The sequence below is a fragment of the Flavobacterium sp. genome (genome assembly GCF_017744675.1).
GTDB lineage: Bacteria > Bacteroidota > Bacteroidia > Flavobacteriales > Flavobacteriaceae > Flavobacterium.
This window is the reverse complement of sequence record NZ_JAGIAV010000002.1, coordinates 98767-121303: the sequence shown is the minus strand read 5'-3', so window position 1 is coordinate 121303 and position 22537 is coordinate 98767. Positions and strand designations below refer to the sequence as shown.

General features: G+C 35.4%; 16 protein-coding genes. 10 read left to right on the top strand and 6 right to left on the bottom strand.

From position 1 onward, the window contains the following. Window positions 1-34 precede the first annotated feature (34 nt). Complete coding sequence (locus J7574_RS06015; RefSeq protein ID WP_290965658.1) at window positions 35-265, bottom strand: hypothetical protein; 231 nt, start codon at window positions 263-265, stop codon at window positions 35-37. A gap of 82 nt (window positions 266-347) precedes the next feature. On the opposite strand from J7574_RS06015, the gene J7574_RS06010 reads away from it, so the two are divergent. From J7574_RS06010 to J7574_RS05995, 4 genes are all read left to right on the top strand, one after another. Then, window positions 348-578 (top strand): helix-turn-helix domain-containing protein, encoded by a 231-nt coding sequence (locus J7574_RS06010; RefSeq protein WP_290965655.1) that lies wholly within the window; start codon window positions 348-350, stop codon window positions 576-578. A 92-nt stretch (window positions 579-670) separates the two neighbouring features. After that, window positions 671-1441, top strand: coding sequence for a TlpA disulfide reductase family protein (locus tag J7574_RS06005; RefSeq protein WP_290965653.1), 771 nt, complete (start codon window positions 671-673; stop codon window positions 1439-1441). Between the two features lie 157 nt (window positions 1442-1598). Next, window positions 1599-3218 carry an ABC-F family ATP-binding cassette domain-containing protein gene (locus tag J7574_RS06000; RefSeq protein WP_290965651.1) on the top strand — a complete coding sequence of 540 codons (1620 nt, stop codon included), beginning with the start codon at window positions 1599-1601 and terminating at the stop codon, window positions 3216-3218. A gap of 176 nt (window positions 3219-3394) precedes the next feature. After that, complete coding sequence (locus J7574_RS05995; protein ID WP_290965648.1) at window positions 3395-4411, top strand: RNA ligase family protein; 1017 nt, start codon at window positions 3395-3397, stop codon at window positions 4409-4411. 69 nt (window positions 4412-4480) lie between these two features. On the opposite strand, the gene J7574_RS05990 is transcribed toward J7574_RS05995, so the two are convergent. Both J7574_RS05990 and J7574_RS05985 read right to left on the bottom strand, forming a co-directional pair. Next, window positions 4481-4651, bottom strand: a complete 171-nt coding sequence (locus J7574_RS05990; RefSeq protein ID WP_290965645.1) for a hypothetical protein — start codon at window positions 4649-4651, stop codon at window positions 4481-4483. A gap of 323 nt (window positions 4652-4974) precedes the next feature. Beyond that, window positions 4975-5691: a hypothetical protein gene (locus tag J7574_RS05985; RefSeq protein WP_290965642.1), complete on the bottom strand. Its 717-nt coding sequence runs from the start codon at window positions 5689-5691 to the stop codon at window positions 4975-4977. A gap of 164 nt (window positions 5692-5855) precedes the next feature. Between J7574_RS05985 and pyrR the strand changes: the two genes are divergently transcribed. The 6 genes from pyrR (at window position 5856) to J7574_RS05955 (ending at window position 10592) form a co-directional block, all read left to right on the top strand. Beyond that, window positions 5856-6395, top strand: a complete 540-nt coding sequence (gene pyrR, locus J7574_RS05980) for a bifunctional pyr operon transcriptional regulator/uracil phosphoribosyltransferase PyrR (RefSeq protein ID WP_144219125.1) — start codon at window positions 5856-5858, stop codon at window positions 6393-6395. 155 nt (window positions 6396-6550) lie between these two features. Next, window positions 6551-7480, top strand: coding sequence for an aspartate carbamoyltransferase catalytic subunit (locus J7574_RS05975; protein WP_290965636.1), 930 nt, complete (start codon window positions 6551-6553; stop codon window positions 7478-7480). Between the two features lie 324 nt (window positions 7481-7804). Continuing rightward, window positions 7805-8134 (top strand): ribonuclease Z, encoded by a 330-nt coding sequence (locus J7574_RS05970; protein WP_290965634.1) that lies wholly within the window; start codon window positions 7805-7807, stop codon window positions 8132-8134. 97 nt (window positions 8135-8231) lie between these two features. Further along, window positions 8232-9137 (top strand): ribonuclease Z, encoded by a 906-nt coding sequence (locus J7574_RS05965; RefSeq protein WP_290965633.1) that lies wholly within the window; start codon window positions 8232-8234, stop codon window positions 9135-9137. Window positions 9138-9266: 129 nt separating this feature from the next. Then, window positions 9267-9911, top strand: coding sequence for a pyridoxamine 5'-phosphate oxidase (gene pdxH, locus J7574_RS05960; RefSeq protein WP_290965631.1), 645 nt, complete (start codon window positions 9267-9269; stop codon window positions 9909-9911). Window positions 9912-10085: 174 nt separating this feature from the next. Next, complete coding sequence (locus J7574_RS05955) at window positions 10086-10592, top strand: CAP domain-containing protein (RefSeq protein WP_290965629.1); 507 nt, start codon at window positions 10086-10088, stop codon at window positions 10590-10592. Window positions 10593-10712: 120 nt separating this feature from the next. Here J7574_RS05955 and J7574_RS05950 read toward each other — a convergent pair whose 3' ends face one another. The 3 genes from J7574_RS05950 to J7574_RS05940 form a co-directional block, all read right to left on the bottom strand. Next, window positions 10713-12656 (bottom strand): OmpA family protein, encoded by a 1944-nt coding sequence (locus J7574_RS05950; RefSeq protein ID WP_290965627.1) that lies wholly within the window; start codon window positions 12654-12656, stop codon window positions 10713-10715. Between the two features lie 12 nt (window positions 12657-12668). Beyond that, on the bottom strand, window positions 12669-13586 hold the full coding sequence (locus J7574_RS05945; RefSeq protein WP_290965625.1) for a type IX secretion system membrane protein PorP/SprF: 918 nt from the start codon (window positions 13584-13586) through the stop codon (window positions 12669-12671). 126 nt (window positions 13587-13712) lie between these two features. Then, complete coding sequence (locus tag J7574_RS05940) at window positions 13713-22130, bottom strand: gliding motility-associated C-terminal domain-containing protein (RefSeq protein WP_290965624.1); 8418 nt, start codon at window positions 22128-22130, stop codon at window positions 13713-13715. Window positions 22131-22537: the final 407 nt, after the last annotated feature.

The window sequence follows — 22537 nt, the reverse complement described above, 5'->3', positions numbered from 1 at the left end:
CAGGTTTTTTTATGTTTAAACAATTTCTAATGTTTTATACATCCAAATAAGGATCTAAAACTTCTGCCAGTTTGTTAAGCCAATAAAAACTATCGTCAATATTCTTCACTCCAAATTTGACGGTTTCACAATCTCTCATAACAGATAATGAAAGCGCATTATTTACTTCTCGAATTATTTTTGCCATTTCTTTACAATCAATTTCATCTGTAAAAAGATTGTTTAATCTAGCTTGAACTTCATTTAAAATGTCTTGTGTAATCATAATCTTATATTTTTAGTAAATATATTGATTTTTGACACAAATTTGTGTCATATTAAAAAATAATTGTTATGACTTTTGAAATATGGATATTTCAGAAGAAACTTTTATTGCAAATCTTGGAATTCACATTAGACAATTGCGTGAAAAAAAAGGTTTATCTCAGCAAGATTTGGCTGATGATTGTGGCATTCCAAGAAATCAAATAGGTAGAATCGAAAGAGCTAAGATAAACACTGGCATAAAAACTCTTATTAGAATTGCAAATGCTTTGGATATTGAACTTACTGAATTGCTTAGTTTTCAATCAAAATAGAGAAAAAAACTTTGCGAACTTTGCGTAAACCTTAGCGCCTTTGCGGTTAAAAAACTTTCACTACTTTTGAAATAAAATACGTTTCAGAATCCATGCAGAAAATCATTAGCTTACTTACTCTTCTTTTTATTTTTACAATAAGCACTGCTCAAAATAAATTCGGAAATCCAGAAGTCGATCCTTTACAGATTCAGAAAAACTACGAACAATGGTCGTTTTATAATAAAAGTATAATGCTTTCCAGAGATTTTACCGCACTTGATTTCGCGTCTAAAGAAATTTCAAAAGAGGCTTTTTTAGATCAATTGGCAAATGGAAATTTTATCCCAATTCGATTGAAATCAGAAGCGAATGTTTACGTTTATAAACTATTCAAAATTCAGCCCAAAACCGATACAAGTATAAAAGCAACTATCAATCAAATTGGCTTTGATGCCTATAAAAACTACAAGATGGAAGGAACCTCTTTTCCGCAGTTTTCATTCAAAGACTTAAACGGAAATTTGGTTACCAACGAATCCATGAAAGGAAAAATCATTGTAATAAAATGCTGGTACATTCACTGCACGCCATGCATTAGAGAATTTCCTCAAGTCAACAAATTAGTCGAAGAATATAAAGAAAGAAAAGACATTGTTTTCATGAGTTTAGCCGAAGATACTCCAGAACAATTAAAAACTTTCTTAGCCAGAAAACCATTGTCCTATTCTGTAATTCCAGATATGAAAGAATACATGAATAATGTTTTACAGTTGAATTCTTTCCCAACACATTTCATCATCAACAAAGAAGGAATAATTTCAAAAGTGCTTCCTAATTTTGAAAGTTTGGAAGTAGCTTTATCTAAAGAAAGCAAATTGTGAAGTTTTTAACCATATAAGTAATATAAGTTCATTTTAGCAAAACTTAAATTTTCTTATGTTACTTATATGGTTAAAATAAAAACCTTAGCGCCTTAGCATCTTTGCAACTTAGAACCTTTTTCACTACTTTTGCACCAAATTAATTAAAAAGACATTCATGTTAACAGTCAATAATTTATCAGTTCAATTTGGTAAAAGAGTTTTATTTGATGAAGTAAATACAACTTTCACTCACGGAAACATCTACGGAGTTATTGGAGCCAATGGTGCTGGAAAATCTACTTTTCTAAAAATCATTTCAGGTGATATGGACCCAACTTCTGGTCATATTCATTTAGAGCCAGGAAAACGTATGTCGGTTTTAAACCAGAACCACAACATGTTCGACGAACATACTGTTTTGGAAACCGTTTTAATGGGGAATAAAGTGCTGTATGCTGTTAAAAAAGAAATGGATGAGCTTTATTTAGATTATAACGATGCAAATGCCGACCGAATTGGAGAGCTTCAAGTTCAGTTTGAAGAAATGAACGGATGGAATGCGGATTCTGATGCAGCATCTATGTTATCTAACTTAGGAATTTCAGAAGCAGATCATTATACTTTAATGAGCGATATGGAAGGAAAAATGAAAGTACGTGTGCTTTTGGCGCAAGCGCTTTTCGGAAATCCTGATGTATTGATTATGGATGAGCCTACCAACGATTTGGATTTCGAGACAATCGCTTGGTTAGAGAACTTTTTGGCAAACTACGAAAACACTGTAATCGTTGTATCTCACGACCGTCACTTTTTAGATGCGGTTTGTACACATATTTCTGATATTGATTTCGGAAAAATCAATCACTACTCAGGAAACTATACGTTCTGGTACGAGTCTAGCCAATTAGCGGCAAAACAGCGTGCACAGCAAAACAAAAAAGCAGAAGAGAAGAAACAAGAGTTGGAAGAATTTATTCGTCGTTTTAGTGCAAACGTGGCGAAATCGAAACAAGCTACTTCTCGTAAAAAAATGATTTCGAAATTAAATATTGCCGAAATCAAACCTTCAAGCCGTCGTTACCCTGCGATTATCTTCGATCAGGATCGTGAAGCTGGAGATCAAATCTTGAATGTGCAAAACTTATCTGCTTCTGTAGATGGTGAAGTTCTGTTCAAAGATGTGGATTTGAATATGGCAAAAGGCGATAAAATTGTTCTTTTCTCTAAAGATTCTCGTGCAACGACAGCTTTCTACGAAATCTTAAACGGTGAACAAAAAGCAGATTCTGGAACTTTCGATTGGGGAATTACAACAAATCAAGCGTATTTGCCAGCTGAAAACCACAAATACTTCGAAAATGATTTAACGTTAGTTGACTGGTTACGTCAGTATGCTAAAACAGAAGAAGAGCGTGATGAGGTTTTCATTAGAGGTTTCTTAGGAAAAATGATTTTCTCTGGAGAAGAAGCTTTAAAAACTTCTAGAGTTTTATCTGGAGGAGAAAAAGTACGTTGTATGCTTTCTAGAATGATGATGGAACGTGCTAACGTTTTAATGCTTGACGAGCCAACAAACCACTTAGATTTGGAGTCTATTACAGCTTTCAACAACTCATTGAAAAACTTTAAAGGTTCTGTAATTTTCACAACACATGACCACGAGTTTGCTCAAACTGTTGGTAACCGAATTGTAGAATTAACACCAAACGGAGTTATCGATCGTTACATGACATTTGATGAATATCTTGATGATGAAAAGATTCAGGAACAAAGAAAGAAGATGTACAATCTATAAAATTACAATTTTGGAAATCACAAATTCCAAATTCCAAACTGTACTTACAACTTTGTCAAAGTTTAAAACTTTGACAAAGTTGTATAAATAAAAAATCCCAAATTCTAATTTAGTATTTGGGATTTTTTATTTGTCATTTTTCTTACGTTTGTAGAATTGTTTTTAATCAATAAAAGATGTTTTCTGAATATGAAAAAATGCCCAATAGTCTTAAAAAACTTGGGCTTGATAGCAGCGATTTATCTAAAATAGAAAAATACAAATGGGCTGTTACCGAAAAAGTGCATGGAGCAAACTTTAGTTTTGTTTATGAAAATAACAGTTTGAAATTTGCAAAAAGAAAAGAGTATTTGTCGTGGACTGATGATTTTTTTGGTTACCAGCTTGTTGCACATAAATTAGAAAATAAAATACTTAGATTATTTGAGCAATTGAGTACTGAAATTAAAGCTTCAAAACTTGTAGTTTACGGAGAACTTTTTGGCGGTAAATATCCTCATCCTGATGTTGAAGCTTTAGAAAATTTACATCCAATCCAAACAGGTGTTTATTATGCTCCTTCTATTGAGTTTTGCGCTTTTGATATTGCTATAGAATCAGATGAAGAAACAAAATATTATTTGGACTACGAAAAAGCACTAAGCTTATTTGAGAAGTTCGAAATACTTCATGCAAAACCTCTTTTTATTGGAAAACTGAATGAGGCAATGAATTTTAATAAAAGAATAAATTCAACAATTCCAAAAGAATTGAATTTGCCTGAACTTAAAGATAATCTTATTGAAGGAATTGTAATAAAACCTTTCAATTCATTGGACTCTAATATTAATTTGGAAAGACCGATTATTAAATTGAAAAATCCGGAGTTTGATGAAGAAAAGAAATTTCACGAAGCAGAAAAATGGTCGTTTGTTCCCAATTTATCTTCAAAAACAGAAAATCTATCTTTTATAATGGAGGAGTTACGCAATTATGTTACGCACAATAGATTGCAAAGTGCTATTTCAAAAATTGGAAGTTTAAATTTAAATGATGCGGTGCGAGTTGAACAAATTAGAACTGAATTTTTAAAAGATACTATTATTAGTTTCGATGAAAACAATAATAATTTGTTTGAAGACCTGTCACTAGATGAGAAAGAATGGTTAAAGGAAAGAATGCTATTTGAGATCAATAAAGTAATTAACAATTGACTTTTTGCTTTTTGAAAATATCAATCTTTAATAAACAAAAATCCCCGTTTTAAGGGGATTTTTTATGTTTTACTTTTTGAAAACTCTGGCAAAGATCCAGATGATAATCGCAATGATAAAAATTACGATAAATATCCCGAATCCCATTCCGGCTTTAAAAATGTCTCCTATAACTTCACAGCTTGTAAATGAAAACAGTATTACAAATACCATTAACAATCTTAGTATTTTATTTTGCATGATTCTGATGTTTTAAAGTTTGTAATTAAAATTAATTCAAGAATCAAGAAAAGGTGTTATAGAATTTTTTGTAAATGTTTTAGGATTTGGAGATAAATCTCAAAGAAAGGGAGCCATCGGCTCGAATAAATATTGTAGGGCCGGATTTTAATCCGGTCAGTAATAATGAGGATTGATTAGAAGAGCCGTAGGTTCGACACATTTAATGCCTTATATATGTACCGTTCCGATGGAACTCCATGTAAATGCCGATTAATTTCTCAACGGATTAAAATCCGTTGCTACAAAATGTTTCATTCCTACGGAATTTTTTTGTGAAAATATTATTGATTTAAAAAATCTAAAGCTTTTTGTGTCAGAATGCATTTTTTTTCGTGAAAGAATGCTAAACATTTTTTTAGTTCGAGATTATTGTTTGTATTTCCAACAAAAGTAAATTTTGAATCTATTTTCGTGATTTCAATGTTAGTGGTTTTGTAAGCTAAATAGATGTCAATTTTTTCAATATTCTCATAGTAATCAGTTTTGCCCCAAAAACCACCTCTATGTTCAAAAGATTCTTCTTTTAAAATTAATTTCGGATTGTAATTGTTTATTGCCCAGACAAAAGGCAGGGGTATTTTTTTTATACCAGTAAATCCAGCGATTAATTTTACATCAATATCTTTTTTGTTAATATGTATGATAATGGGATTTTGACCATCTAAGTCTCTTTTTGAACGACCAAATAAGCCAATTTCACTTTCATTTAAAGTTATTTCACTTATTTCTGACGGGTGAACATAGGTATACATTCCATAGTAATGTCCTGAAATAGACCATCCTTCAGCTTTTTTAAGTGTAGTGACTCCGAAATCGCCCGCAGGAGATCCTATATGAACAGGGCCATATTCAGCCATAATTTTCATAGCCTCTTTTCTTATGTCTCCAATTGCATCAGTATTATTAAAAATAATGTAGCTACCGTTTTGAAATAAAACCCAATCTTGAAATTTAGGATTGATAGCAAGTCTTACATTTTCAATTAAAGTTTGATTCATTTGTTATTTTGTATTGAACTTATGAAATAAAAATATTTAGAGTACGAAAATATATTATAAAAGGACAAATGAAATATAAAAGACAAAAAATATTTCCTTTCTTAACACCCCAACAAATAAAATCAGATTCCGTATATTTGCCCGATCAATCATTACAATTAATTATGAGCCAGAAAGTATTACTTAATTCAAAAGAAGTTACTATCATACTTCACCGTTTGGCTTGTCAGTTAATCGAAAAACATCTTGATTTTTCAAATACTATTTTAGTGGGAATTCAGCCAAGAGGCGTTTTTTTAGCTGAACGTTTAAAACAAATTTTAGAAAACGAATACCAAGTTCCTGAGATTTCTTTGGGGTATTTGGATATTACTTTTTTTAGAGATGATTTTCGTCGTACAGAAAAACCACTTGAAGCCAACAAAACTCAAATCAATTTTATAGTCGAAGACAAAAAAGTCATTTTTATTGATGACGTTTTGTTTACAGGCCGAAGCATTCGTTCTGCGCTAACTGCTATTCAATCTTTTGGGAGACCTTCAGAGATCGAATTGTTAGTTTTAATCGACAGACGTTTCAGCCGTCATTTGCCAATTCAGCCCGATTATCGCGGTCGTCAGGTAGATGCCATTAATGGCGAAAAAGTGATTGTAAGCTGGAAAGAAAATGATGGTGAAGATGTTGTTCACTTAGTGACAAATTAAATTTGGTTAATCGTTTAATCGGTTAATTGTTTAATCGATTCATTTCGATTACTCAATTAAAAATTATAAAAATAGTTAATCGTTAAATCGGTTAACTGTTTAATCGCAAAGCAAACGATTAAACGATTCAACAAATAAACAGTTAAACATTAAACATGAAAGAATTAAGCGTAAATCATTTATTAGGAATCAAATATATCAACGAGAATGATATTAACCTGATTTTTGAAACGGCAGATCATTTTAAAGAAGTCATTAATAGACCGATTAAAAAAGTTCCTTCATTACGAGATATTACTATTGCCAATATTTTCTTCGAAAACAGCACCAGAACCAAACTCTCTTTCGAATTAGCGCAGAAACGTTTATCTGCTGATGTAATCAGTTTTTCTGCAGCTCAGTCATCAGTTAAAAAAGGAGAGACCTTGATTGATACTGTTAATAATATCCTTTCGATGAAAGTGGATATGGTTGTAATGCGCCACTCCAATCCCGGAGCGGCTTATTTTTTATCTAAAAATGTCAAAGCAAGTATTGTAAATGCAGGTGACGGCGCACACGAACATCCAACTCAGGCTTTACTAGACAGTTACTCTATCAGAGAAAAACTGGGTGATGTGGCTGGAAAAAAAGTGGTGATTGTGGGTGATATTCTGCATTCGAGAGTTGCTTTATCCAACATATATGCTTTGCAGATGCAAGGTGCTGAGGTAAAAGTATGTGGACCAAAAACATTGATTCCGAGATATATTGAATCGCTTGGAGTTACCGTTGAACCGAATTTACGTAAAGCTCTTGAATGGTGTGATGTTGCAAATATGCTTCGTGTGCAAAATGAACGTATGGATGTGAATTTCTTTCCATCAACACGTGAGTACGCACAGCAATACGGAGTAGATAAACCGCTTCTGGATTCGCTAAGTAAAGAAATCGTAATCATGCACCCAGGACCAATCAATAGAGGAGTAGAGATCACTTCTGAAGTTGCTGATTCTGATCAATCTGTGATTTTAAATCAGGTTGAAAATGGTGTAGCGATTAGAATGGCGGTTATTTATCTTTTGGCTTCGAAAATACAGGCTTAGATTTGTTTCAAGTTTAATGTTTCAAGTTATTGTCGGAATAATATTTTTTTACCGCAAAGTACGCTAAGTTTTTTTAAACAAGCCAAACTTAATAAATACGCAAAGTTCGCAAAGCTTTATGTAGATTTAGCTTTGCGAACTTTGCGGGTTTCAGTACAAACTGAGATGTAAAGACTTAGCGTGCTTTGCGGTAAAACCAAACTTCACGTAATACAGCTTGAAACTTGAAACCTGAAACTAAAAAAACGAAAAACAACAAATAAAAAAACTTCGTACCTTAGCTCTCAGAAAATCAATTTTTATATAAGCCCCATAAATTAAAAAATGAAAGTAGATCAAAAAGGACATACCGTTACTATTAAAGACACGCAAGGAGATGTAAATGCTTTCTTGGAAAATGTTACGCAACAGTTTAAAACTTTTGAAAAACAAAATATTATAATCGATTTATCTGCTGACGTGATTGCCGAAAAAGATTTAAAAGCTTTTTTACCACTTTCTAAAATACATAAAAAAGCAAAAAAATCATTTGTAATTGTAGCTTCAGATCTTGATTTTAATGCTATTTCAGATAAATTGGCAGTCGTGCCTTCTCTTTTAGAAGCACATGATATTATCGAAATGGAAGAAATCGAACGAGATTTAGGATTTTAAATATTGGTTTAATTGTTTATTCGTTTGACCGTTTAATCGATTTGATTTAATTTTATACGATTAAACGATTTGCCAGATAAACGAATAAACAATAAAATTGAAATTAACTATACTTGGCTGTTATGCCGCAACTCCCAGAACGCTTACTAATCCGACTTCGCAGGTTTTAGAGATTAAAAACAGGTTGTTTTTAATTGATTGTGGTGAAGGAACTCAGGTACAGCTTCGCAAAAACAAAATTAAATTCTCTAAAATTAATCACATTTTTATCTCACATCTTCACGGAGATCATCTGTTTGGATTAATTGGAACTATCTCGACTTTTTCGCTTTTAGGAAGAACTACCGATCTTCATATTTACGGTCCAAAAGGAATTAAAGAACTGATTTTGCTTCAACTGAAATTGACAGAATCTTGGACTACATACTCTTTGTTTTTCCATGAATTAGAATCAAAAGAAAGCGAAGTAATCTTTGAAGATAAAAAAGTTATTGTGAAAACGATTCCGCTCAAACATCGTGTGTATACCAACGGTTTTTTATTTCAGGAAAAACCAGATGAAAGAAAATTAGATGTTGAAGCAGTTCAACGTTATAATATTCATGTAGCGTATTATCAGAAAATCAAAAACGGAAGCGATATCACACTTGACAATGGAACGGTAGTCGAAAATGAAAAACTAACTTTTGATCCTCCGCCAGCAAAGAGCTATGCCTTCTGTTCTGATACGGTATATTATGAAGAGATAATTCCAATAATACAGAATGCTGATGTTTTATATCACGAATCGACATTTTTAGAATCGGAAGCGAGACTAGCAGAAAAAACATTGCATTCTACTGCAAAAGAAGCAGCAAAAATTGCTTTAAAAGCAAATGTAAAACAGTTAATTTTAGGACACTATTCAACGCGTTATGATGGGTTGGAGCGTTTTAAAACAGAGGCAGAAGAAATTTTTCCACATGTTCTTTTGGGAGATGACGGGGTAAGTTTTGAGTTATGAAAAAAGATGCTAAGATGCTAAGGTTCTGAGATTCTAAGTTTTTAAACAAAAAAACCTTCGACTCCGCTCAGGATGGCAACGTGTAAAACTTGAAACTTGAAACCTGAAACAAAAAACACAAAAAAAGCTATGAACGATTTAAGCAATTATAGAAAATCTTACGAGAAAAGTGAATTGTTAGAAACTAATATTCCAGAAGATCCGATTAATCTTTTTAACCGATGGTTTCATGAAGTGGAGGATTTTGGCGGAAGTGGTGAGGTGAATGCCATGACGGTTTCTACAATTGGATTGGACGGTTTCCCGAAATCTCGTGTGGTTTTATTGAAGAAATTTTCTGAAGAAGGGTTTATATTCTACACCAATTATAATTCTGAAAAAGGAAAAGCGATAGAAGCAAATCCAAATATTTGTCTGTCTTTCTTTTGGCAGGAAATGGAACGTCAGGTTATTATAAAGGGAATTGCACAGAAAACGTCTGAAATTATTTCAGATAATTACTTTGATTCTCGTCCTGATGGAAGTAAGCTTGGAGCAATTGTTTCTCATCAAAGCGAAGTAATTCCGTCACGAACTTTTCTAGAAGAAAACTTAAAAAAACTAGAAACAGAGTATGAAGGAAAGCCAATTCCAAGACCTGAAAATTGGGGCGGTTATATTGTAACTCCGCTACAAGTTGAATTCTGGCAAGGAAGACCTAATAGACTTCATGATAGAATTCGTTATACAAGTCAGTCCGATTTTTCTTGGAAAATTGAACGATTATCTTCTTAGTATAGGAAAATACATCTGTAAATAAAAAATACATGCATTTCATCGATTAATTTTGTAGTTTAACGGTAAAATGAATACGTTTGGAACACAAATAAAGCAAACGATATTTATTCAAAGATAAATTTAAAGGATTTGCCCCAACATTTACTTTAAACCGCTAAAATGCTGATGATTATGAAAAAGATTATGCGCACCATGTTGTTCATTGCGATTTTAGTCGCAATGAACGCATGTTCTGCTGATACTGCCGAGGCCAGCCCGAATTCTACTACTCCAACAGAAGCGCTAGTTGCCAATTACACTTACAACGATACTGAGATAGAAACGATGAGGTTAATAAACGAATACCGTGTTAGTATTGGTTTAAATGCCCTAGAAAGGGTTAATCATATATCTTATAAATGCGAGGAACATAATAAGTACATGATTCAAAATAATGTTGTGGATCATAACGATTTTGTGGCAAGATCGACTAATATGACTAATGTATTGGGAGCGAAAAAAGTAGGAGAGAATGTTGCCTACAATTACAAAACTCCAGAGGCGGCGGTAAGAGCTTGGCTTGATAGTCCAGGCCATAAAGAAAATATAGTTGGCGATTATACTCACTTTGGATTATCTGTAACTACAGATGCTGCTACAGGAAAAAAATATTATACTAACATATTTGTTAAGCTTTAAAGAAAATTTGGACAGGTTGGTTTTTTAAAAGTCGTTGTAATTCATAGAATTGCAACGACTTTTTAAATTAAAAAAAGCTGCCAATAAGGCAGCTTTTTTTTTGTATTTCTGTTTTTAAGGTTATAAAGCTGTAATAATAAATTCGCTTCGTCTGTTGGCCTGATGTTCTGCTTCGGTACATGGCACTCCGTCAGAACATTTGTTTACTAGTTCTGTTTCACCATATCCTCTTCCAGTTAATCGGTTCGGAGCGACTCCGTTTTTAACTAACCATTGAATTGTTGATTTTGCTCTACGGTCAGATAAAGCTTCGTTGTACTGATTAGAAGCTCTACTGTCTGTGTGCGAACGGATATCTAGTTTCATGTTCGGATAATCGTTCATAACAGCCAATATTTTTTCTAAATCCAATGCCGCTTCAGTTCTAATATTAGATTTATCCAAATCGAAGTAAATCATTTTAATGCCAAAACATTTTCCTAAATCATCTCCCACAGTAACTTTGCAGGTTGCTTTTTCTAAAGCAATTGGGAGATTGGTTTTGCCATTTGTTTTTTCGATCGTAACGCTTAGCTCTCTTGTTGTGTAATCCGTTTTCTCGGCTCTTACATAATAGGTTTTTCCGCATTCTACCTCAAAGGTATATAATCCAGTACCATCTGCAAGGACAGAATTTTTCAGATTCATTTGATCGTCATACAAAGTCACTTTTGCACCTGGCAAAGCAACTCCTGTTTCTGCATCTGATATTATACCATACAGTTCCTGAGTACATTTAAGTCTTCTTGTTTCTAAGAATTTATAGATATCATCAGAGCCTTGTCCGCCATCTTTATTGGAAGAGAAAAATCCTCTTCTTGTTTCTGGATCAATGATGTAAGCAAAATCATCTTTTGGAGAGTTTACATCGGCACCTACATTTTGGATATTGCTTATTTTTCCATCTTTATCAATATTGGCAACAAAAACGTCTAATCCTCCCAAACCAGGATGGCCATCAGAGGCAAAATAAATTTCATTTTCAGAAGTCACATACGGATAAGTTTCTTTTCCTTCTGTATTAATTGTGTTGCCTAGACTTTCTGGCGAGCCAAAACCTCCGTTTGGATTAATGCTTACTTTATACAAATCTGATTCTCCAATTGTGCCAGGCATGTCTGAAGCAAAATACAACGTTTTTTCATCTGGGCTAAGAGCTGGGTGAGCTGTACTGTAATTATTACTATTAAAAGGAAGCTCTGTAATATTGGTCCATTTATTATCTTTTCCCAGCTCTGCTTTGTATAACTTTACTAATGTGACTTTGTTTTCATCCTTACCTTTCTTCCCGTCGATATAGTTGTTTCTGGTGAAATAAACTGTTTTTCCGTCTTTGGTAAAAACGGGAGATGCTTCGTGAAATTTGGTGTTAATGGCCGATTTAAATTTGTTTACTTTAGATGCGCTTCCTGTTTCGGGATCTAGATCGGCATTATAAATGTTCGTGAAATATTCCCCTGTCCATTTGTGTTTACGCTTTATAAAATTTCCTGTATCTCGCGCAGATGCAAAATAAATTTTGTTATTGTAAACAAATGATCCATAATCTGAGTACCTACTATTGATACCCGCATTTTCTATCTGGTACCTCCCAGAATTTGCTTTTATCTGGTCCAGGTAGTTCACATCTTCTTTATAGAGCTTTCCCCTGTTGTCATTTTTTGAAATGGCATTAAAATCTTCCAGAAGCTTATTGGCTTTAGCCATATCTCCAGTTGATTTTAGAGACTGTGCATATCGAAAATAGTATTCAGGTTCAGGATTAGGGTTCATTGCAAATAATTCGCCATACCATTTTGCAGCATTTTGAAAATCTGAATTGAAATAATAGGCATTTCCTAGTTTTTTAAACATGTCTTCAGATTTGTAGCCTTTATTGGCCACTTTTTCATAAATTTTTATCGCGTCTACGTAAGCATAGCTGTCATATTTTTTGTCTGCTGCATTTATTTTGGACTGCTGTGCATAACTGCTAAATGAAAAAGCACCTATAATTGTAACGAAAAGTAGTGTATAGTTTTTCATGATACCTTATTTTTAGAAGAAACGAGGAGTTGTCATTTTGCCTTTGTTTGAGAAGAATTCATAACGCAGGAAGATCTCGTGTGAACCTGAATTATAATTGTTTAAATTGGTAGTTTCTCGATCATAACCGTAACCTAAATAAAGTCCGTCTGTGATTTGAAATCCAACCATAGCACTTAAAGAAGCGCTCCATCTATAAGCTGCACCAAGCATGAATTTATCATAGAACATAAAATTGGCTGAAAGATCTACTTGCAGCGGTGCTCCTTGAACCATTTTGGCTAAAACAGCAGGTTTGAATTTTATATACTGATATTTATCAAGATTGAATACGTAACCTCCAATTAAGTAGTAATTGATTTTGTCTTTATAAATTGCCACATCATTATCGTCATAGCGATTTGTTTCAATAAAATTAGGAACAGACAATCCAATGTATGCTTTATCAGAATGCCAGTAAACTCCGGCGCCCACATTGGGAGAAAATTTATTATTTAAATCCTGAAATTGAGGGTCGCCCTGATCTGCAGGATTTAATTTGTTTACATCTAAGTTGAAGATATTTGCAGTTCCTTTAATACCAAATGAAAGTTTAAAATCTGCAGATGTCTGAATTGTATAAGATAGATCGACTGAAATATTATTTTCATTTGTAGGACCAATTTTGTCATTTACCAATGAAGCTCCTATTCCTAGCCTGCTATTGTTTAGTGGAGAGTTAACTGAGAAACTGCTTGTTTCTGGTGCTCCATCTAGACCAACCCATTGCGTACGGTAAAGGCCAAAAATACTAAGTGCTCCACGAGAACCTGCGTAGGCAGGATTTATATTTATTGTGTTATACATATACTGCGTATACTGTGCATCTTGCTGTGAATACCCAGAACATGTAACTAACAGAATGACGAAGAAAAATAATTTTGTTCTCATAGTGATTTTATTAAGTAATTACTATTGACTTTTAAATCTTTGAAATTCAATGCATTGTTTAAAATTAATCAAAAATTTCGGATTTTTTAGCACGCTGCAAAAAAAGGTTTGCAGCGTGCCGATTTATTATTTTGATAGATATAGATATCCGTCTAATTTATGATCTTGAACATTGTTGTTTCCATCTAGAGATTTATAGGTAATAATGTAAAAATAAGTCCCAGTTGGTAGTCCATCAGATTGCTTAACAGTTGTTCTTCCTCTTGAAGTTCCGTCAAAAGCATTTGTTGTATTATTGTAATTTGTAGTTTCAAAAACTAAAACTCCCCAGCGATTATATATTTCGACAGTATTGCCAGGATAACAAGTTGTTTCATCAATATTGTCAATTTTGAAGAAATCATTTATGTTATCGCCATTTGGAGAAAAAGCATTGTGTACTAGTATATTACCACAAGCTAAGACTTTACAATCATCATTGATTTCCATATTTAAAACTACACTTCTTGGGCATCTTTCATCTGCTATTACATATTCAAAAACGTAAGTACCTAATGCTAAACCAAATGGATTAAGGATACCTCCTTGCAGAGCGTGGCTATTGCTTTTATCTTGCCAAACTCCTGTTGTAGGGCTACCTTCTGGCAGTAAGCTGCTTAAATTAACCAGTGTAGAGTCATCGTTACATGCTGTACCTCTAACCTCAACAACACCATTTGGAACTACTATGATAGTAACAGTTGCAGAATCACAATTTTGGGCACTTTGTTTATCACAGATCGTGTAGCTATAGGTGTAAGTGCCGGCAGGTGTCAAACTAGAGACATTTACATTTCCAGAGCTATCAACAGTAATGTTTGGATCTGTTTTGGTATTGTTTCCTGTTGTGATAAGGGTAAAATCTACCAAATCAAATGTTACATGTGTTTTTCCTTTTAAGTCGTTGCTGAATATGTTACCAACTAGTCCAAAAGAGTTACATCCAATGTTACTATAGACATCATCATTTGCCACTATAGGAGAAATTATAGTAACAGTCACTATAGCAGTGTCACAGTTTCCAAAATCGGCTTTTTCGCAAATTTGGTAAGTTAAGGTATAGGTGCCTCCTTGTGTATTTGGTGCAACATTTATAGTTCCGTCAGGACTTATTGTTATCGATCCAGTTGGGTCGGCAATACTTGTTGTTAACGTTACATCATTTATGTTTACTGCTGTACCATTTAGCGTATCATTTGTTAGAACGTTACCTAATGTGGTTTGTGGTGAACCTCCTATTATTGGTGCAGGATTATCATCGTTAGCAACTATTGCAAATGTTGGTCTTGAAGTACAGTAAGGATCTGCTGGCGGATAACTTATTGTAAGAGTCTGACTAGGATTTACAGAGAAGGTTACATTAGCAGTTGGACGCAATTTTTCAAATCCATCAGCACCTTCAATCCATCTGTTGTTTTCAAAAATCCAGCCTGGCCAGTCAATTCCTTTTCCTTGATCATCAACAACTGCTCCTGGCCACAATACACGACCGCTTAATGGCAGATTGTTCATTGTTGATATAACATTATTGGCGCTATCTGCCCAAGCGATGGTTACACCATTTATAGGAGTAAAGTTTACTGGTGTTACTACATAATCGAGGTAAGGAACGTCGTTAACACATATTGATGTTGCGGTAACGGTCATTACTGGCGCTTCGATTGTAATAGTAACAGTTGCAGTGTCGCAATTATCTGTTTGATCGGCTTCGCAGATTTGATATACCATTGTCAATGTTCCTACTGGAGCATTTGGCAATACATCTACAGAACCATCAGTGTTTAAATGTAAGAACTCATTTGGCGTTACTGTTGTGATAATAACTTCAGATGCTGTTATGGCATTTCCTTCTAAAGTGTCGTTTGTTAATACATTCAATACATTAGTTGTTGTATGATTAACACCTGCAATTGGTCCTGCACTGTCATCATTGGCAACTATGTCTTGGTATTCTTTACAGCTAACACCAAAATCCAGATCTAAATGAACTAAATCGTCAGGAGTTACATTTACTACATATCCGCTATCTGTTGTTGTTTTACAAACGGTATGTAACTGTGTTTTACTTGTTTTTCCTGCTATGTTTTTAGCTGACGTTGAAGGAATAACTTTTACTAAACCTGTAAAGCCAAAGTTAGCGGCCATAGTATCGAAATTTGCATCTCTTACCAATTTAACAGTATACTGTCCGTAAGGATTTTCGCTGTCTGGACGGTCTCTCCAGTAGCCTTCAATTCCTATAATGACTTCTTTATGGTAGCCATTTGGACCATCAACTATTACATTAGGGCTAAGTGCATTTCCGAAGCCTCCAGCATTTAACTCGCCTACATTTTGAGGGCCAGTATAGCTTCCGTCTCCGTTAAGATCTATCCATTCCCATTGGCTGTAATCAACAGCTCCATTGGAGTCTGGAATATTTTTAGTTACAACTCCATCATTGTTGGCGTCGTACCATTCGTCTTGAATTCCATTGCTATTAGTGTCATACCAAACATAATCTCCAAGAACAGGAAGTTTAGAAGCGCCATATTCGAAGTTATGCACTTGGAAAGCACATTCTTCTAGAGTAGTAAAGAATAAGCTAGAATTAACGGGATATAATTGATATGCACTATTTAAATTAGCGTCTTGTACTTGCACCAAATAACTTCCAGCAGGCATTCCTGTGAAACTGTACATTCCGTCTGCACCTGTAATACGCATTTGTATTGTCCCTGTTGTTGTTCCCTGAGGAATCAATGTTACAGGTACATTTGCAAGAGGAGTGTTAGTGTCAACATTAATAATTTGTCCAGAAATTTTAACTCTGTAATTTGGTTCTGTAATCACAACTGTTGCAGTTGCTGTACAAGTTTCATTTTCAGTATTTACTGTAGATGTTGCAGTAAGTGTATAGGTTCCAGCTGGTAGATTAGTATTTCCAACTACCTCATTATTTTGATTGGTAATAACTACAGTAGCTCCAGCACTGGTGGTAACTGCAATTGAACCGTCGCTTTCTCCTTGGCAGCTTACATTTGTAGCAATACCGCTTACAGAAACTTTATTTTCAACTGTAAAGGTTTGAACTAATTCAGTTTTATTGCCTGCACAGTCTGTTAGAGTATAAGTTCTGGTTAAGATGTAAGATTCTCCATTACATCCAGTTCCTCCATTGTTAGTGTCGCTTACAGTTATATTTACAGCTCCTGAGCAATTGTCTGCGGCATCTTTTATGTCATCTGGGCTTCCTGCTGGAATGTCTGTTGCACTTTGTAGATTAGCAACATTTGCTGGTGCGGTACCAGTTGGAGGAGTAGTATCTCTTACGGTTATAATTTGAGTATAAGAAATTGAATTTCCTCCACAGTCACTTGTTGACCAGTTACGTGTTAAGGTGTATTCTGTACCGCATTCGTTTTTAATATCGCTTTTAGTTTCACTGAAAACAATTGGTAAGTCTCCATTGCAATTATCAGAAGCTTCCATATTAAATGGTTCTGGAACTGCATCACAAGAAACTGTGATATTTGCAGGAAGGTCACCAACAAAAGTTGGTTTTGTAGTATCCTTAATCGTGATTACTTGAGTGAAAGTATCAGAAATATTACCGCAGTTATCTTTTACAGTCCATGTGTTGGTATAAGTTCCTGCATTTGAACAGCTTTCAGAAGCCACAAACTGTCCGCTTACTTTTTCAATGTTTAAAACATCAGCGTCGCATAAGTCCGAAGCAGTTGGGAACTGAGCTTGAGCTGCTGCAAGACCTTCTGTATCGCTGCATTCTAATGTCACGTCTAAAGTTCCAGCAACGGTATTCCAAGTTGGTGCTGTAGTATCTTGAATTGTAATTACTTGAGTGAAAGTTTCAGAAGTGTTTCCGCAATCATCTTTTACTGTCCAAGTGTTGGTGTAAGTTCCAGCATTTCCGCATCCTTCAGTTGCTGCGAACTGTCCGCTTACTTTAGTGATGTTGGTAACATCTGTATCACAAAGATCAGAAGCTGTTGGGAACATTGCTTGAGCATTTGCCAATCCAGAAGCATCGCTGCATTCTAAAGTAACATTCAAAGCTGTTGGTGCAGTTGTCCAAGTAGGAGCGGTTGTATCCTGAATTGTAATTACTTGAGTGAAAGTTTCAGAAGTGTTTCCGCAATCATCTTTTACTGTCCAAGTGTTGGTATAAGTTCCAGCATTTCCGCATCCTTCAGTTGCTACGAACTGTCCGCTTACTTTAGTGATGTTGGTAACATCTGTATCGCAAAGGTCAGAAGCTGTTGGGAATTGAGCTTGAGCTGCTGCAAGACCTTCTGTGTCGCTACATTCTAAAGTCACGTTTAAAGTTCCAGCAACAGTATTCCAAGTTGGTGCTGTAGTATCTTGAATTGTAATTACTTGAGTGAAAGTTGCTGAAGTGTTTCCGCAATCATCTTTTACTGTCCAAGTGTTGGTATAAGTTCCAGCATTTCCGCATCCTTCAGAAGCTACGAATTGTCCGCTTACTTTTTCAATGTTTAGAACATCATTATCGCATAAGTCAGAAGCTACAGGGAACATGGCTTGAGCTGAAGACAACCCAGAAGCGTCGCTGCATTCTAAAGTTACATTCAAAGCTGTTGGCGCAGTTGTCCAGGTTGGGGCAGTTGTATCTTGAATTGTAATTACTTGAGTGAAAGTTCCAGAAGTGTTTCCGCAGTCATCTTTTACTGTCCAAGTGTTGGTGTAAGTTCCAGCATTTCCGCATCCTTCAGTTGCTGTAAACTGTCCGCTTACTTTAGTGATGTTGGTAACATCAGTATCGCAAAGATCAGAAGCTGTTGGGAATTGAGCTTGAGCTGCTGCAAGACCTTCTGTGTCACTGCATTCTAAAGTCACATTCAAAGCTGTTGGAGCTGTTGTCCAAGTTGGAGCAGTAGTGTCTTGTATTGTAATCACTTGAGTAAAAGTTGCTGAAGCATTGCCACAGTCGTCTTTTACGGTCCAAGTATTGGTATATGTTCCTGCATTTCCGCATCCTTCAGTTGCTGTAAACTGTCCGCTTACTTTAGTGATGTTGGTAACGTCAGCATCGCAAAGATCAGAAGCTACAGGGAACATTGCTTGAGCATTTGCCAATCCAGAAGCATCGCTGCATTCTAAAGTCACATTCAAAGCTGTTGGCGCTGTTGTCCAAGTAGGAGCAGTAGTATCTTGAATTGTAATTACTTGGCTAAAAGGTGCAGAAGTATTGCCGCAATCATCTTTTACGGTCCAAGTGTTGGTGTATGTTCCGGCATTTCCACAGCCCTGAGAAGCTACAAACTGTCCGCTTACTTTAATGATGTTGGATACATTTGTATCACAAAGATCAGAAGCAATAGGGAATTGAGCTTGAGCAGCAGTAAGTCCCACTGTATCGCTACATTCTAAAGTTACATTTAAAGTGCCAGCTACAGTAGTCCAAGTTGGCGCGGTTGTATCCTGAATAGTAATTACTTGAGTAAAAGTTGCTGAAGTATTACCGCAATCATCTTTTACGGTCCAAGTGTTGGTGTATGTTCCAGCATTTCCGCATCCTTGGGAAGCTACAAACTGCCCGCTCACTTTAGTGATATTGGTAACATCAGCATCGCAAAGATCAGAAGCTACAGGGAACATTGCTTGAGCATTTGCCAATCCAGAAGCATCACTGCATTCTAAAGTTACATTTAAAGCTGTTGGAGCTGTTGTCCAAGTTGGAGCAGTAGTATCTTGGATTGTAATTACCTGAGTGAAAATAACAGAAGTGTTTCCGCAGTTATCTTTTACAGTCCAAGTGTTGGTGTAAGTTCCTGCATTTCCGCATCCTTGAGAAGCTACAAATTGACCGCTTACTTTAATAATATCAGATACATCATTATCGCATAAGTCAGAAGCAGTTGGGAACAATGCCTGTGCGGCTGCTAGTCCAGCTGTATTACTGCACTCTAGGGTTGCATTTAGAGAACCAGCAGGAGTTGACCAAGTCGGTGCAGTAGTATCTTGAATAGTGATCACCTGAGTGAAAACTGCTGAAGTATTATTGCAGACGTCTTTAGCAGTCCAAGTATTGGTGTAAGTTCCAGAGTTTGCACAAGTTCCAGCAACGAAAGTTCCGCTTACTTTTGTATAAGTTACAGTTCCACCGCAATTGTCTGTGGCAACAGGAGCCAGATTTTGGGCTGCTGTCAATCCTGCAGTATTGCTACATTCTACAGTTACATTTAAAGCTGTTGGAGCTGTTGTCCAAGTTGGAGCAGTAGTGTCTTGAATAGTGATCACCTGAGTGAAAACTGCTGAAGTATTATTGCAGACGTCTTTAGCAGTCCAAGTATTGGTGTAAGTTCCAGAGTTTGCACAAGTTCCAGCAACGAAAGTTCCGCTTACTTTTGTATAAGTTACAGTTCCACCGCAATTGTCTGTGGCAACAGGAGCCAGATTTTGGGCTGCTGTCAATCCTGCAGTATTGCTACATTCTACAGTTACATTTAAAGCTGTTGGAGCTGTTGTCCAAGTTGGAGCAGTAGTGTCTTGAATAGTGATCACCTGAGTGAAAACTGCTGAAGTATTATTGCAGACGTCTTTAGCTGTCCAAGTGTTGGTGTAAGTTCCAGAATTTGCACAAGTACCAGCTGTGAAAGCACCGCTCACTTTTGTATAAGTTACAGTTCCACCGCAATTGTCTGTAGCAACAGGAGCCTGAGCTTGAGCGGCTGTCAATCCTGCCGCATCGCTGCATTGCAAAGTAACATTTAAAGCACCTGCTTGAGTTGTCCAAGTTGGAGCAGTAGTGTCTTGAATAGTGATCACCTGAGTGAAAACTGTTGAAGTATTATTACAAACATCTTTGGCAGTCCAAGTGTTGGTGTAAGTTCCAGAATTTGCACAAGTACCAGCTGTGAAAGCACCGCTCACTTTTGTATAGGTTACAGTTCCGCCGCAATTGTCTGTGGCAACAGGAGCCTGAGCTTGAGCGGCTGTCAATCCTGCCGCATCGCTGCATTGCAAAGTAACATTTAAAGCACCTGCTTGAGTTGTCCAAGTTGGCGCGGTGGTGTCTTGAATAGTGATTACCTGAGTAAAAACTGCTGAAATATTATTGCAGGCATCTTTAGCCGTCCAAGTGTTGGTGTAAGTTCCAGAGTTTGCACAAGTACCAGCTGTGAAAGCACCGCTCACTTTTGTATAAGTTACAGTTCCACCGCAATTGTCTGTGGCAACAGGAGCCTGAGCTTGAGCGGCTGTCAATCCTGCTGCATCACTGCATTGCAAAGTAACATTTAAAGCACTTGCTTGAGTTGTCCAAGTTGGTGCCGTTGTGTCGTTAACAGTCACTATTTTTTCACAAGTAGAACTACATCCATTTAAAGTAGTAGTTAATAATAATTTAAACGTTGTATTACAAGTAGAACCAGCTTGAACAGTTACATTTTGTAAATTTGTAGCTGATGTAATTGTAGCACCATTTGCAGTTGCCGGAGGCAAAGACCACAAATAGGTCGTCATACTGGCTGGAGCCGTATAAACATTGGAAGAAGACAAGCATACAGGGCCATCATTACCAGTAATAGAACAAACAGTTGGAGCATTTACCGTTACGGTTGCTTCAGTTGTTGCGATATTACTTCCAGAGCATAAACCTGAATTAGAAAATATTGCTCTGAATTTTGTAGTTTGTGTTAAATTACCTGTATTGTAAGATGTTGTAGTATTAGCAATATCTACCCAAACTGAAAATGGAGCAACAGATGATTGCCATTTAATAACATTGGAACCAGCATTGAGGCCTGTTATAGTTAAAGCAGCGCTAGCTCCTGAACAAATAGTTGTGTTTGGTCCAACTGTTCCTTTTAGTGGAATTCCAAAAGTAAGTGGAGTATTAGTACATAGACTTGAATTAGGTGAATTACCACTAACAGAAGCTAATTTTGTAACGTTAATTACACCAGGATTATTGGGATCACAAATGTTAATCCCCAAGCTTCCAAAAGGAACATTAAACTCTAAAAATGTGGCACCAGTATTACAATTAGCACGACCTGCCTGAGCGGCAAGACCTGCAGGGATAACATTAGTTTGAGTTTTGACACTACCATTTCCGGTATATAAAGTAAAACCATTTCCGTTAGAATTAATTTCTAAGATATACTCAGCACCAGCTACAGTAATGGTTCCTCCAAAGGAATCTGATGTTAATCCTGTTGCCGAATTATTATCGGTGTCTAAGTACAATCTAAAAAGTGCCGAACCACCATTACCAATGTCCATACCTAATCTTAAAATTTGATTTTGGGTATCAACTTTAGCGTGAATCGTCCCGATGTTACATGTTGAAGAAGGGTTAGCTAATAATACTGTGCTATAAACCGTTCCAGTCGCATATTCATCACCAACTGCACCTGGACCAGGGCAGTAATTGCCATCGTATGTATTTTGAGAATAACCACTTGTAATAAATATTAAAAGCAACGTTATAAAAACGTATTTAATATTAATATTCATATTCATTAAAGTAATGTTTTTCATAATCTCTAATTTTTAAACTTTAGTAATCGTATTTTGAGATTCTTTAAGTTATAATCTGTTTTTTAACGGATTATAAATTGCCTAGGCTGTTCTTAATAAAAGTTATAAATCGATTTAGAGGCTTGTATAAAAAAGAGTGTATTTTTTTTAAAAGATTTTGGGTTAATGTTTACTATAAATCCGTAAGAAGATGGAAAAACAGTTCTATTTATTTTCAAGCAAATAGGTTATTAATCACATCGTGCATTTCTAACAAAAAAATAACTTACAATTTTGCACTTTTTAGGACCGTAGAAGTGCTGTTTTTTTATTCGTATAAATTACTTCTGTGTTTTGTGATATATTTAATATTTTAACAGAATCAAAGTTATATTAGAGTTTTTCTAATATGATTTTTTTATCTGTAA